A 13,109-nucleotide genomic window follows, 5' to 3' on the forward strand; every position below is an offset into this window, starting at 1 on the left:
ACCGTATCTTGAGCGGACCGAAACGAACTTACTCGGGAGTAAGAACAGTGAGTAGTATGGCCCTGACGGCTGGTCCCCAAACCGATAAAAGCGGAGGAATCAAGTGACGCCGACAAACGACACAACCGAGAAGCGACGCGTCGCCGTCCTGGGCGGAAATCGCATCCCCTTCGCGCGATCAGACCGCGCCTACGCCGACGCGTCCAACCAGGACATGTTCACCGCGGCGCTGGGCGGGCTGATCGACCGGTTCGGGCTGGCCGGCGAGCAACTGGGCGCGGTCATCGGCGGAGCGGTGCTCAAGCACAGCCGCGACTTCAACCTGATGCGCGAATGCGTGCTCGGATCGCAGCTGTCCCCCTACACGCCGGCCTTTGATTTGCAGCAGGCCTGCGGCACCGGCCTGCAGGCCGCGATCGCCGCCGCCGACGGCATCGCCGCCGGGCGCTACGAGGTGGCGGCCGCCGGTGGCGTCGACACCACCTCGGACGCGCCGATCGGGCTGGGCGACGACCTGCGCCGTAACCTGCTCAAACTGCGCCGATCCAAGTCCAATCTGGAACGGCTGAAGCTGGTCGGCACGCTGCCCGCCAACCTCGGCATCGCGATCCCGGCCAACAGCGAGCCGCGCACCGGCCTGTCGATGGGCGAGCACGCCGCCATCACCGCCAAGGAGATGGGCATCAGGCGCGTCGATCAGGACGAACTGGCCGTCGCCAGCCACCGCAACATGGCCGCCGCCTACGACCGCGGCTTCTTCGACGACCTGGTCACCCCGTTTCTGGGGCTGTACCGCGACGACAACCTGCGGCCCGACGCCAGCGTCGAGAAGCTGGCCGGGCTGCGACCCGTGTTCGGGGTCAAGGCCGGCGACGCGACGATGACGGCGGGCAACTCGACTCCGCTGACCGACGGGGCCTCGGTCGCGTTGCTGTCCACCGAGCAGTGGGCGTCCGAGCACGGCCTGACCCCGCTGGCCTACTTCGTCGATGCCGAAACCGCGGCGGTGGACTACGTCAACGGGAACGACGGCCTGCTCATGGCCCCCACCTACGGGGTGCCGCGGCTGTTGGCCCGAAATGGCTTGAGCCTGCAGGATTTCGACTTCTATGAGATCCACGAGGCCTTCGCCTCGGTGGTGCTCACCCACCTGCAGGCCTGGGAGTCCGACGAGTACTGCAAGGGGCGGCTCGGCCTGGACGCCGCGCTGGGCCCGATCGATCGGTCCAAGCTCAACGTCAACGGTTCGTCGTTGGCCGCGGGCCACCCCTTCGCGGCCACCGGCGGGCGGATTCTCGCGCAGACCGCCAAGCAGCTCGCCGAAAAGAAGGCCGAAACGAACAAGCCGGCCCGCGCGCTGATCTCGATTTGCGCGGCCGGCGGGCAGGGCGTGGCCGCCATTCTGGAAACCTGACGGTCCAGATTTTTTCGCGGGCCGGGTTTGTGGCCGGGGCAAGTGGGTATGTGAGTTCCGGATAGCCCCGTGTTGTGGTCTGACCCCCGACCCCGACGGCAATACGGGGCATCCCTGCGAGCGAGCGCCGGTCAGTGCCGACGGGCGTGCGAAAAGGGCCGCCGCTGGAGTGAGGGGATCCAGCGGCGGTCTTTTTCTGCCCCGAGTTGCTCTGCCGCAGCACACAGACGCAAGGACCCCCGCCTCGGAGGGGAAGGCGGGGGTCCTTGTTCTGTCCTGTCTTAGAAAGCGGCCTCGTCGAGTTCCATGACGTCGTTGTCCAGCGTCTCGATCACCTCGCGGGTGCTGGACAGCATCGGCAGGAAGTTCTTGGCGAAGAACGACGCCACCGCGACCTTGCCCTCGTAGAAGGACCGGTCATCGCCGGTGGCACCCGCATCGAGGGCGGCCACGGCCACCGCGGCCTGCTGCTGCAACAGCCAGCCGATGACCAGGTCACCGACGCTCATCAGGAAGCGCACCGAACCCAGGCCGACCTTGTACAGGCTGGTGACGTTCTGCTGCGCGTCCATCAGGTAGCCGGTCATCGTCGCGGCCATCGCCTGAACGTCGGCCAGCGCCTTGGCGAGCTGCTCGCGTTCGGTCTTGAGCCGGCCGTTGCCGGACTCGCTGTCGACGAACTTCTGGATCTCGCCCGACACGTAGGCCAGCGCCTGTCCCTTGTCGCGGACGATCTTGCGGAAGAAGAAGTCCTGCGCCTGGATGGCGGTGGTGCCCTCGTAGAGCGAGTCGATCTTGGCGTCCCGGATGTACTGCTCGATCGGGTAGTCCTGCAGGAAGCCGGACCCGCCGAAGGTTTGCAGGCTCTCGGTGAGCTTGGCGTAGGCCTGCTCGGAGCCCACGCCCTTGACCACGGGCAGCATCAGGTCGTTGATCCTGACGGCCAGGTCGGCGTCCACGCCGTGCACCGCCTCGGCGACCGCCGCGTCCTGGAACGTCGCGGTGTAGAGGTAGAGCGCGCGCAGACCCTCGGCGTAGGCCTTCTGGGTCATCAGCGACCGGCGCACGTCGGGGTGATGCGTGATGGTCACCCGGGGTGCGGTCTTGTCGGTCATCTGGGTCAGGTCGGCGCCCTGCACCCGGGACTTGGCGTAGTCCAGGGCGTTCAGGTAGCCGGTCGACAGCGTGGCGATCGCCTTGGTGCCCACCATCATCCGGGCCATCTCGATGACCTCGAACATCTGCGCGATGCCGTCGTGCACCTCGCCGACCAGCCAGCCTTTGGCGGGCACGCCGTGCTGGCCGAAGGACAGCTCACAGGTGGCCGAGACCTTCAGGCCCATCTTGTGCTCGACGTTGGTCACGAAGGCGCCGTTGCGCTCGCCGGGCTCGCCGGTCTCCGGGTCGAACAGGAACTTGGGCACCATGAACAACGAAAGACCTTTGGTGCCGGGACCGGCGCCCTCGGGGCGGGCCAGCACCAGGTGCAGGATGTTCTCGAACAGGTCGCCCGAGTCGCCGGAAGTGATGAACCGCTTGACACCCTCGATGTGCCAGGAGCCGTCCTCCTGCTGAATCGCCTTGGTGCGGCCGGCGCCGACGTCCGAGCCGGCGTCCGGCTCGGTGAGCACCATGGTCGCGCCCCAACCGCGCTCGGCGCACAGCACGGCCCACTTCTTCTGCTGCTCAGTACCGAGGTGGTAGACGATGTTGGCGAAGCCTCCGCCGCCGGCGTACATCCACACCGCGGGGTTGGCCCCCAGGGTGTGCTCCTGCAGCGCCCACACCAGTGCCTTGGGCATCGGCATCCCGCCGAGGACTTCGTCGATGCCGACCTTGTCCCAACCGCCGTCGATGAATGCCTGCATCGACTTCTTGAACGACTCGGGCAGCGTCACCGAGTGCGTCTTCGGATCGAACACCGGCGGGTTGCGGTCCCCGTCCACATACGACTCGGCAATCGGTCCTTCGGCCAGTCGGCTCATCTCCGCCAGCATTTCGCCGGCGGTGTCGACGTCCAGATCGGCGTATTCGCCTTGACCTAATGCTTTGTCAACGCCCAGCACCTCAAACAGGTTGAATACCTGGTCGCGGACGTTGCTTTTGTAGTGGCTCACTACATTCCTCCTCGTCGAGAATGCCACTTGTGGTTGGGTACTAGGTCTAAGTTACCCACCAGTAACAGCGCTAACTATACCCATCAGTAACTTGATTGCAACCAATTGTGAGCTAAATTTCATTGCCTAAGTAACCAACCGGTTGGCCAGGACCGTCGGGAACGCCTGCGATGGCTCCCACCTGCGACGACGGTGGTTGAATGGCGAGTGTGGGCAACGTCACGGCACTACCGGTAGTGGACCTGGGGGAAGCCCCGGGCGTGTTGCGGCGCCGTCTGCGGGAGGCCGCCCACGAGGTCGGTTTCTTCTATTTGAAGGGCCATCAGATACCCGCGGCGCTGACCGCCGGGGTGCTTAAGGCGGCGCGCGCGCTCTTCGCGCTGCCCGAGGCCGACAAGGACGCCATCGCCATGGTGCGCAGCCCGCATTTTCGCGGCTACACCCGGCTGGGCGGGGAGCTGACCCGCGGCGAGGTGGACTGGCGCGAACAGATCGACATCGGGCCGCAGCGCTCGCCGATCGGCGGGCCCGGCAAACCCGACTACCTCTGGCTGCAGGGCCCCAACCAGTGGCCGGCCGCGCTGCCCGAGTTGCCCGGAATCATCGACGAGTGGGACGCCGCGCTGTCCGGGGTGGCCCGCACCCTGCTGGGGCACTGGGCGGCGTCGCTGGGCAGCCCACCCGACGTCTTCGAATCCGCGTTCGCCGGCGCACCCGCCACGCTGATCAAAATGATTCGCTACCCCGCCCGCGCGGCCACCGCGCAAGGTGTGGGCCCGCACAAGGATTCCGGGGTGCTGACGTTATTGCTGGCCGAGCCCGGCGCCCGGGGTCTGCAGGTGCGGCGTCGTGGCTCCACGCAATGGATAGACGTGCCCGGGGTGGACGGGGCGTTCGTGGTCAACATCGGGGAGCTGCTCGAAGTTGCGACGCGTGGCTACCTGCGGGCCACCGAGCACCGGGTGCACCTGGAGGGGGCCGAGCGCATCTCGATCGCGTACTTCTTCAACCCGCGGCTGGACGCGCAGGTACCGATGTTGTCGTTACCGGAGGAGCTGGGCGCGCGCGCGGAATCGCACCCGGATCCGTCGGATCCCATCTACTCTGTCTACGGTCGAAACGCCTGGAAGAGTCGATTGCGCGCCCACCCCGATGTCGCTGCGGCGCACGGGTATGCGGTCGGTAGGCTCGACGGCGAGAATTCCTTTCCCGGAAGGGGAAACGAAGTCCGGTGAACCCGAACAGCAACCTCACGCCGACGTCACTGCGCGAGGCCTTTGGCCACTTCCCGACGGGGGTGGTGGCCATTGCCGCCGAGGTCAACGGCCAGCGGGAAGGCCTGGCGGTCAGCACCTTCGTGCCCGTTTCTTTGGAACCGCCGCTGGTGTCGATCTGTGTGCAGAACACCTCGACGACGTGGCCCAAGCTCAAAGACCTGCCAAAGCTGGGCATCAGTGTGCTGGGCGAGGCCCACGACGTGGCCGCGCGCACCCTGGCCGCCAAGACCGGAGACCGCTTCGCCGGTCTGGAGACGGTGTCGCGCGAGAGCGGCGCGGTCTTCATCAAGGGCACCGGCCTGTGGTTGGAGAGCGCGATCGAGCAAGTCATCCCGGCCGGCGATCACGCCATCGTGGTGCTGCGGGTCACCGAGGTCACCGTGGACGCCGCGATAGCCCCCATTGTGTTCCACCGCAGCGAATTTCGTCGGCTCGGCGTCTAGGGGCGGTGACCGAGTTCGTCCCGATAGCCCTGGATGCGCTGCTCGATCTCCGTGGCGTCAGCCTCGCGGCCCTCTTTGTGCGCGAGTTCGGCGCGCACGGACAACTCTTTGATCGCGGTTCGTATCTCGTTGATGCTGGTGGTCTCTCGCATCAGCTACGGGTACCCGGTGCGATCGCGGCCTAACGCCCACCCGCTCCGCCGAGGTTAACGCGTCGCCGCGGCACGACCGACCCCGGTATGCCACCAATTGTGTTTCACCGCAGCGCTTTTCGGCTCATCAGTCCGTGGGAAGGCAGTCCAGGGCGCAGGGGGATTATTTGCCAATTCCGGCATTGTCACCGCCGCTGAGCGGGGCGATAATTTGCTGAGATCTGTCTGCGGGGCGACCGGATTCGGCGGCCGGACGGGTTGGAGGTCTCGGATGTCGTATTTGCTCACCATTCCCGACGAATTGGCGGAAGCGGCCTTGGATTTGGCCGGGATCGGGTCATCGATCGACGTCGCAAATATTGCTGCGGGGCCACCGACCACCGCAATAGCGGCCGCCGGTGCCGACGAGGTGTCGGCCGCCATCGCCGCATTGTTTAGCGCCGACGCCCGGGCCTATCAGCACCAGGGTGCCCTGGCCGTCGCGTTTCACGACCAGTTCGCGCGGTCGGTGGCCGCGGGCGCGGGCGCCTATGCGGCCGCCGAGGCCGCCAACGCCTCGCCCCTGCAGAGCATCGAGCAGGGCGTGCTGGGCGCGATCAATTCGCCCTTCCTGGCGCTCACGGGGCGCCCGCTGATCGGCAACGGCGCCAATGGTGCGGCGGGCACGGGGCAGAACGGCGGGGATGGTGGGTGGCTGTTCGGCAACGGCGGAGACGGCGGTTCCGGGGTCTCGGGCGGCACCAACGGTGGGGCGGGCGGTAGGGGCGGGGCGGCCGGGCTGCTGTGGGGCCAACCCGGCACCGGCGGGGCCGGCGGGACCACCCCTAACAGCGGCGGGACCGGCGGGACCGGTGGGGCGGCCGGGGCGGCCGGCCTGCTCGGTCCTGGCGGGGCCGGCGGCGTCGGCGGATCGAGTGCGGGGAGCGGCGGGCACGGCGGGACCGGCGGGGCTGGCGGGCTGCTCGCGGGCGCCGGCGGCGCCGGTGGCGCCGGCGGACTCGGCTTCAGCAGTGCCGGTGGTGCCGGCGGGGCGGGCGGCCACGCCGGGCTGCTGTTCGGCGATGGCGGTGCCGGCGGCGTCGGCGGCGCCGGCAACGGCACCACTGGCGGCGCCGGCGGGGCCGGCGGACGAGTGGCCTGTTGTACGGCGCAGGCGGCCACGGTGGCGCCGGCGGCCAGGGCCAAACCGGCGGCGGGGCGGGTGGCGCCGGCGGCAGTGTGGTCGGTCTGTCCGGCGACGGCGGCGTCGGCGGCGCCGGCGGCCATGGCGGGACCGGCGGCGGGGCCGGCGGGGTCGGCGGCAACGCGGTCGGGTTGTTCGGCGTCGGCGGCGCCGGCGGCTCCGGCGGTACCGGCGGCACCACCGGCGGAGCGGGCGGGGCCGGCGGCAACTCCGGCTTGCTGATCGGCCGCGGCGGCATCGGTGGCTCGGGCGGCGACGCCGTCAACGCCGGTGGGGTGGGCGGGGCCGGCGGCAACTCCGGCTTGCTGATCGGCCACGGCGGCATCGGTGGCTCGGGCGGCAACGCCGTCGTTGCCGGCGGGGCGGGCGGGGCCGGCGGCGACGGCCGCGGACTGTTCGGCTCCGGCGGCGCCGGCGGCACCGGTGGCGCAGGGGGCGGCATCGCCGGCGGCGGCCGCGGCGGTGCCGGGGGCCGGGCCGCGTTGATCGGCGACGGCGGCAACGGCGGTGCGGGCGGGGGCGGCTTCGCGCTCGCCGCGCCCCCCGGCAATGGCGGGGACGGCGGGGACGCCGTGCTGATCGGCAACGGCGGTAACGGCGGCAACCCCGGGGTGAGCGCCAGCAAGGCCAAGGGCCTTCCCGGTACCGGCGGCGCCGGTGGACTGCTGTTGGGCTTACCCGGGTCTTAGCGCCGGAAAAGCTTGTTGCCCAACCACACCACGGGATCGTATTTGCGGTCGGCGACCCGCTCTTTCATCGGGATCAGCGCGTTGTCGGTGATCTTGATGTGCTCCGGGCAGACCTCGGTGCAGCATTTGGTGATGTTGCAGTAGCCCAGCCCGTGCTGTTCCTGGGCCTGGTCGCGGCGGTCGAGCGTGTCCAGCGGGTGCATTTCCAGTTCGGCGACCCGCATCAAGAACCGCGGTCCGGCGAACGCCTTCTTGTTCTCCTCGTGGTCGCGGACCACGTGACAGACGTTCTGGCACAGGAAACACTCGATGCACTTGCGGAACTCCTGCGAGCGCGCCACGTCGGCCTGCGCCATCCGGTATTCCCCGGGCTGCAGGTCCTTGGGCGGCGCGAAAGACGGGATTTCCCGGGCCTTTTCGTAGTTGAACGAGACATCGGTGACCAGGTCGCGGATCACCGGGAAGGTCCGCAGCGGAGTCACCGTCACCACCTCGTCCTCGGCGAACGTCGACATCCGGGTCATGCACATCAGCTTGGGCATGCCGTTGATCTCCGCCGAGCAGGATCCGCACTTGCCCGCCTTGCAGTTCCACCGCACCGCCAGGTCGGGTGTCTGGGTCGCCTGCAGCCGATGGATGACGTCGAGCACCACCTCGCCCTCGTTGACCTCGACGGTGAAGTCCTCAAGCGCACCGGCGCTGTCGTCGCCGCGCCACACTCGCAGGCGTGCGTTGTAGCCCATTAGCTCTCCGTCCCTGGGGTCCGTCCTGGATGCGCGGCCAGCTCTTCTTCGGTGTAGTACTTTTCCAGCTCGGAGATTTCGAACAGCTCCAGCAAGTCGGCGCGCATCGGTATCTGCGGCTGGCGCGTGACGATGATTCGCGAATCGCTGGTGTCGCCGTACCCGACACGGCATACCAGCAACGTGTTGCGCCAATTGGCGTCCATGCTCGGATGGTCGTCGCGGGTGTGGCCGCCGCGGCTCTCGGTGCGCTCCAGCGCGGCCTTGGCCACGCACTCGCTGACCAGCAGCATGTTGCGCAGGTCGATGGCCAGGTTCCAGCCCGGGTTATATTCGCGGTTTCCGTCGACCTGCACGTTCTGGTAGCGCTTCCAGAGCGCGTCCAACTTGGTCAACGCCTCGACGATCTCGTCCTCTTTGCGGATGATGCCGACCAGGTCGTTCATCGACTGCTGCAGGTCGCTGTGCAGGGTGTACGGATTCTCCGGTGCCGAACCGTCGGTCGGGCCTTCGAACGGCTTGAGCGCCATCTTGGCCGCCGCGTCGACGGCGTCGTCGGAGACGGCCGGCCGGCTGCCCAACGCGCGCACGTAGTCCGCGGCGCCCAGGCCGGCCCGCCGGCCGAACACCAACAGGTCCGACAGCGAGTTGCCGCCCAGCCGGTTGGAGCCGTGCATGCCGCCGGAGCATTCGCCGGCCGCGAACAACCCGGGCACGGTGGCCGCGCCGGTGTCGGCGTCGACCTCGACACCGCCCATGACGTAGTGGCAGGTGGGGCCGACTTCCATCGGTTCCTTGGTGATGTCGACCCCGGCCAGCTCCATGAACTGGTGGTGCATCGACGGCAGCCGCCGCTTGATCTCCTCGGGGGTCAATCGCGACGCGATGTCGAGGAAGACCCCGCCGTGCGGGCTGCCGCGGCCCGCCTTGACCTCGGAGTTGATCGCGCGTGCCACCTCATCGCGGGGCAGCAGGTCCGGGGTGCGGCGGGCCGAGTCGTTGTCCTTGAGCCACTGGTCGGCCTCCTGCTCGGTCTCGGCGTATTGCCCTTTGAACACCGGCGGGATGTAGTCGAACATGAAGCGCTTGTTGTCGGAGTTCTTCAGCACGCCGCCGTCGCCGCGGACGCCCTCGGTGACCAGGATCCCCTTCACGCTCGGCGGCCACACCATGCCCGTCGGGTGGAACTGGACGAATTCCATGTTGATCAGCGTCGCGCCGGCCCGCAGCGCCAACGCGTGCCCGTCGCCGGTGTACTCCCAGGAATTCGAGGTCACCTTGAACGACTTGCCGATTCCGCCGGTGGCCAGCACCACCGCGGGGGCCTCGAACACGATGAACCGGCCGCTCTGGCGCCAGTAGCCGAAGGCCCCGGCGATCGCGCCCTGCTCCTTGAGCAGCTCGGTGATCGTGCATTCGGCGAACACCTTGATCCGCGCCTCGTAGTCGCCCAGCTCGGCGAAGTCCTCCTGCTGCAGCGAGACGATCTTTTGCTGCATGGTGCGGATCAGCTCCAGGCCGGTGCGGTCGCCGACGTGCGCCAGCCGCGGGTAGGTGTGTCCGCCGAAGTTGCGCTGGCTGATCTTGCCGTCCTTGAGGCGGTCGAAGAGCGCGCCGTAGGTCTCCAGCTCCCAGACCCGGTCCGGGGCCTCCTTGGCGTGCAGCTCGGCCATCCGCCAGTTGTTGAGGAACTTGCCTCCGCGCATGGTGTCGCCGAAGTGGGTTTGCCAGTTGTCTTTCGGGTTGGTGTTGCCCATCGATGCGGCACAGCCGCCCTCGGCCATCACCGTGTGGGCTTTGCCGAACAGCGATTTGGAGACCACCGCGACCTTGAGGCCACGTTCGCGTGCCTCGATGACCGCACGCAATCCCGCGCCGCCGGCACCGATCACGACCACGTCGTAGGAGTGCCGTTCGACCTCAGTCATTACTACCTCGCTCAGCTAATCTAGTAAGTCTGATTTCGCCCGATTGGCCCCGAATTAGCCTAGTGGCCAACGAATCTCAGGTCAGGGATGGTGCCGCTGGCAACGAGCGCGACGTAGGCGTCGGTGATCATCAGCGTGCCCAGCGTGACCCACGCATACAGCTTGTGCCGCGTGTTCAGTCGGCTGACCTGGGTCCAGATCCAGTACCGCACAGGGTGTTTGGAGAAGTGCTTGAGCCGGCCGCCGGTCACGTGGCGGCACGAGTGGCAGGACAGCGTGTAGATCCATAACATGATGACGTTGCCGAGCAGGATCAGGTTGCCCAGTCCGAAGCCGAATCCACCCGGCCCGGTTTCGGAGTGGAACGCGATGATCGCGTCGTAGCTGTTGATCACCGAGATGATGACGGCGATATAGAAGAAGTACCGGTGCGTGTTCTGGATGATCAGCGGGAGCCTGGTCTCGCCGGTGTAGTGCGCGCGGGGTTCGGCCACGCCGCAGGCGGTGGGTGACTGCCACACCGTGCGGTAGTAGGCGCCGCGGTAGTAGTAGCAGGTGAGCCGGAACAGCAGCAGGAACGGCAGCGTCAACGCCGCATACGGCACGAACCACCAGTCGGGCAGGATCTGCGGCCAGAATTCGCTGGCCGCACCGCAGGACTTGCTCATGCACGGCGAGTAGAACGGCGTGAGGTAGTGGTATTGCGGGACGTAGAAGTAGGCCTTCTGCAGCCCGCGCGCCGTCGCATAGATAAGGAAAGCGGCGAAACCGAGGTCGACCCGCAACGGCGACAACCACCACCGGTCGGTGCGTAGGGTCCTTTGCGGTATCCGTGCGCGGGTAGGTGAAAAGACGCCGGAGTCAGCACGACTCGCAGTGGGTGCGCTCATCTAGTGTTCCTCTTCGAACGGGCTGTCAGGTCGAAGGGTACACAGAGAGCACCCCCTCTTTGACAGGGGGCACGCTTTATCCGAGGCCTTTAGTGCCGGTTGTGACCTCCGACACCCTCGTCGTCGACATCACGCCAGAAATCGCGGTCGTAGTCGACGTCGGGAATGGCGATTTTCTCGCCATGCTGCTGCACGGTGGCGCGATCCAAATCCAATTCGGAAACGTCGGTATCGAGCAATTCGACGTCGGACAGGATCCGATCGGCGTCGATGACGATGCGCCGCATTGCCGCGCTCTCGCCGTAGCGCGCCTTCAGCGCGGCCACACACCGCCGCAGGCTGCCGACGAGGTCATGCAGTTCGGTCAGTTCGGTGGCGGGGGCTGACAACGTGAAACTCCTCCGACGGTGGCATGGATCACAGTACGTTTTCGATACTAGCCACTTCGGAGCGGCTCCAGCATCCGATGCGGCCGGCGTAGCGCGCGGCTGACGGGATCGTCCCGGCCGGGATCGCGCGGACGCCGCGGCGGGTGGGTGACGAGATCGGAGACGTCGGGAACCTGCCCGCACCGCTGACAGCTGCGATCTTCTCGGACCGCGCCGCCGCACTCCGCGTGCCGATAGCTGCGCCTGCCGGGCTTGTCCACGTAGTTCTCGTTGCCCCAGCTGATCATCGACCAGACCAGCGGCCACAGCTGCCTGCCCTTGCCGGTCAGTCGATACTCGCCGTCGTCCTTTGCCAGCACTTCCTGTTCCACAAGGAACGCAAGGCGTTCGGCCAGCACCGCCTTGGGGATGCCCAGATGACCGTGAAAGTCGCTGAATCGCCGCACTCCGTAGAAGGCGTCGCGCACGATCAGCAAAGTCCAGCGTTCGCCGACGATCTCCAACGACCGCGCGATGGGGCAGTTTTCGGCGGGGTACTCGCGGGGCAGGGCCACGGTTGGATGTTACCCCTTGTTGGTTCGGTGAATGAACCGTATAGTCGAATGTCGTAAGTTCGTTCACCGAACCACGCCGGGGCACGCATCTTCGGCTTAAAAAGGAATGCCATGACAACCATCGCCGACCACCGCGTGGTGGCCCACACCATGAATCGGATCGACATCCGCACCGGTCTCGAATTCGACGGCTTCATCACGGCTTTCGAAAAGGCGGCACCGCCGTTCGACCCGGCCACCGTGCAGGCGATCGTCGAGCGCGGTGGCAGTTGGGACGACGTGCTGGCGGCCGTGGCGATCAACGCGCCCAACGGTCTGATGGTCTACGCCAAGATCGACGCGGCGCCGCTGCTGGGGTTCGCCGGCCACACCACCAAGGCGGTGGAATACCTGCTCGGCAACCACACCATCGCCGAGACCATGTTCCGCCATGACCCCAAGGCGTTGCTGTATGCGCCCTTGCGACTGTTGATCCACGCCGACGCCGACGGAACTGCGGTCTTCTCGATGGACCAGCCCAGCGCCGCATTCGGCAGCCTCGGCATCCCGGAGGTCACCGCGGTGGGCGAGGGCCTGGACCGCAAAGTGGTAAACCTGTTGCGGCTCATCGGGGTTGACGCCGCCCCGGCGTTCGTTCTTTGACGGCGAGCAGACGCAAAAGCCCCCGACACGCGGTGCGCGCCGGGGGCTTTGCGTCTGCTCGCGGACCTACTTGGTGATGGCGATCTTCTGCGCCTGGGTTCCGGCGTACACGCCGGCCACCCGTACGGTCAGCACGCCGGCGTCGTACGAGGCCGTGATGGCGTCGCCGGTGACGTGGGCGGGCAGCTGGAACGACCGACGGAACGATCCGTAGCGGATCTCCCGGAGGGTGCGGCCCTGGCTTTCCTCGTGATGCTCGTCACGGTGTTCGCCATGGATCACCAGGCGGCTTACGCCGTTTTGGAAGTCGACCTCGACGTTGACGTCCTTCTCGACATCGACGCCGGGCAGTTCCACGCGGACCACCGCGTCGTCACCGTCCCTGACGATCTCCGCGGCCGGACGGAAACCGCTGGTCGCCGGCGTGTTCCAGTCCGCTGCGGCGGCGGGACCGAAAAAGTCGCGCAACCAGCGGTCGGTGTCCCAAGCCGGGCGCGACCACAATGCAACCTTGCTCATGGCTTCTCCTATTGCTTCCTTGAAACTCTGTTGTGAGTTTGCTGTGGCCGGCGCCTTGCCGGCCGGCTATCACTACTAACTTGAGTCACTCACGCTTAAGTTCCACCAGCACGTTCGCCCACAGCGAACGCGTCTCACACAGCGGATCTTCAGGTGTGAGCAAGACGTG

12 protein-coding genes and 2 pseudogenes are annotated in these 13,109 nt (G+C 67.2%); 6 read left to right on the forward strand and 8 right to left on the reverse strand.

The window, feature by feature from the left end:
• Positions 1-103 precede the first annotated feature (103 nt).
• Positions 104-1,414, forward strand: coding sequence for an acetyl-CoA C-acetyltransferase (locus G6N66_RS00265; RefSeq protein WP_085235186.1), 1,311 nt, complete (start codon positions 104-106; stop codon positions 1,412-1,414).
• Positions 1,415-1,695: 281 nt separating this feature from the next.
• On the opposite strand, the gene G6N66_RS00270 is transcribed toward G6N66_RS00265, so the two are convergent.
• Positions 1,696-3,531: an acyl-CoA dehydrogenase gene (locus G6N66_RS00270; protein WP_085235185.1), complete on the reverse strand. Its 1,836-nt coding sequence runs from the start codon at positions 3,529-3,531 to the stop codon at positions 1,696-1,698.
• Between the two features lie 200 nt (positions 3,532-3,731).
• Between G6N66_RS00270 and G6N66_RS00275 the strand changes: the two genes are divergently transcribed.
• On the forward strand, positions 3,732-4,766 hold the full coding sequence (locus G6N66_RS00275; protein WP_085235184.1) for an isopenicillin N synthase family dioxygenase: 1,035 nt from the start codon (positions 3,732-3,734) through the stop codon (positions 4,764-4,766).
• Positions 4,763-5,251, forward strand: coding sequence for a flavin reductase family protein (locus G6N66_RS00280; protein ID WP_085235183.1), 489 nt, complete (start codon positions 4,763-4,765; stop codon positions 5,249-5,251). Before G6N66_RS00275 ends, G6N66_RS00280 begins: the two co-directional genes overlap by 4 nt.
• Here the strand turns inward: G6N66_RS00280 and G6N66_RS28755 are convergent.
• Entirely contained in the window at positions 5,248-5,403 is a 156-nt protein-coding gene (locus G6N66_RS28755; protein ID WP_169721533.1) for a hypothetical protein, read from the reverse strand. The two genes, G6N66_RS00280 and G6N66_RS28755, sit on opposite strands and share 4 nt — an antisense overlap.
• A 271-nt stretch (positions 5,404-5,674) precedes the next feature.
• Here G6N66_RS28755 and G6N66_RS30545 point away from each other — a divergent pair.
• Positions 5,675-5,896, forward strand: a pseudogene (locus tag G6N66_RS30545) (PE family protein); the annotation flags it as partial.
• A 54-nt stretch (positions 5,897-5,950) separates the two neighbouring features.
• Positions 5,951-7,275 (forward strand): annotated as a pseudogene (locus G6N66_RS00285) (PE family protein); the annotation flags it as partial.
• On the opposite strand, the gene G6N66_RS00295 reads toward G6N66_RS00285, so the two are convergent.
• From G6N66_RS00295 to G6N66_RS00315, 5 genes are all read right to left on the reverse strand, one after another.
• Positions 7,272-8,018, reverse strand: coding sequence for a succinate dehydrogenase/fumarate reductase iron-sulfur subunit (locus G6N66_RS00295; RefSeq protein ID WP_085231778.1), 747 nt, complete (start codon positions 8,016-8,018; stop codon positions 7,272-7,274). The pseudogene G6N66_RS00285 and the gene G6N66_RS00295 overlap by 4 nt on opposite strands.
• Positions 8,018-9,946 carry a fumarate reductase/succinate dehydrogenase flavoprotein subunit gene (locus G6N66_RS00300; protein ID WP_085231777.1) on the reverse strand — a complete coding sequence of 643 codons (1,929 nt, stop codon included), beginning with the start codon at positions 9,944-9,946 and terminating at the stop codon, positions 8,018-8,020. The genes G6N66_RS00295 and G6N66_RS00300 overlap by 1 nt, the downstream gene beginning before the upstream one ends.
• A 59-nt stretch (positions 9,947-10,005) precedes the next feature.
• Positions 10,006-10,836, reverse strand: a complete 831-nt coding sequence (locus G6N66_RS00305; protein WP_085231776.1) for a hypothetical protein — start codon at positions 10,834-10,836, stop codon at positions 10,006-10,008.
• 89 nt (positions 10,837-10,925) lie between these two features.
• Complete coding sequence (locus G6N66_RS00310) at positions 10,926-11,225, reverse strand: hypothetical protein (RefSeq protein ID WP_085231775.1); 300 nt, start codon at positions 11,223-11,225, stop codon at positions 10,926-10,928.
• Positions 11,226-11,272: 47 nt separating this feature from the next.
• Positions 11,273-11,779, reverse strand: a complete 507-nt coding sequence (locus G6N66_RS00315; RefSeq protein WP_085231774.1) for a winged helix-turn-helix transcriptional regulator — start codon at positions 11,777-11,779, stop codon at positions 11,273-11,275.
• Between the two features lie 111 nt (positions 11,780-11,890).
• Here G6N66_RS00315 and G6N66_RS00320 point away from each other — a divergent pair, with 111 nt between their 5' ends.
• On the forward strand, positions 11,891-12,421 hold the full coding sequence (locus tag G6N66_RS00320; protein WP_085231773.1) for a DUF302 domain-containing protein: 531 nt from the start codon (positions 11,891-11,893) through the stop codon (positions 12,419-12,421).
• Between the two features lie 66 nt (positions 12,422-12,487).
• Here the strand turns inward: G6N66_RS00320 and G6N66_RS00325 are convergent, their stop codons facing one another.
• Entirely contained in the window at positions 12,488-12,940 is a 453-nt protein-coding gene (locus G6N66_RS00325) for an Hsp20/alpha crystallin family protein (RefSeq protein WP_085231772.1), read from the reverse strand.
• Positions 12,941-13,109 lie beyond the last annotated feature (169 nt).

Source organism: Mycobacterium conspicuum (genome assembly GCF_010730195.1).
In the GTDB taxonomy this organism is placed as follows: domain Bacteria; phylum Actinomycetota; class Actinomycetes; order Mycobacteriales; family Mycobacteriaceae; genus Mycobacterium; species Mycobacterium conspicuum.

Bases quoted from the DNA above. Each gene is read 5' to 3' on its own strand.
- G6N66_RS00275 (WP_085235184.1), top strand. From the start codon at position 3,732: ATGGCGAGTGTGGGCAACGTCACGGCACTACCGGTAGTGGACCTGGGG.
- G6N66_RS00320 (WP_085231773.1), top strand. From the start codon at position 11,891: ATGACAACCATCGCCGACCACCGCGTGGTGGCCCACACCATGAATCGG.
- G6N66_RS28755 (WP_169721533.1), bottom strand. From the start codon at position 5,403: ATGCGAGAGACCACCAGCATCAACGAGATACGAACCGCGATCAAAGAG.
- G6N66_RS00325 (WP_085231772.1), bottom strand. From the start codon at position 12,940: ATGAGCAAGGTTGCATTGTGGTCGCGCCCGGCTTGGGACACCGACCGC.
- G6N66_RS00300 (WP_085231777.1), bottom strand. From the start codon at position 9,946: ATGACTGAGGTCGAACGGCACTCCTACGACGTGGTCGTGATCGGTGCC.
- G6N66_RS00305 (WP_085231776.1), bottom strand. From the start codon at position 10,836: ATGAGCGCACCCACTGCGAGTCGTGCTGACTCCGGCGTCTTTTCACCT.
- G6N66_RS00295 (WP_085231778.1), bottom strand. From the start codon at position 8,018: ATGGGCTACAACGCACGCCTGCGAGTGTGGCGCGGCGACGACAGCGCC.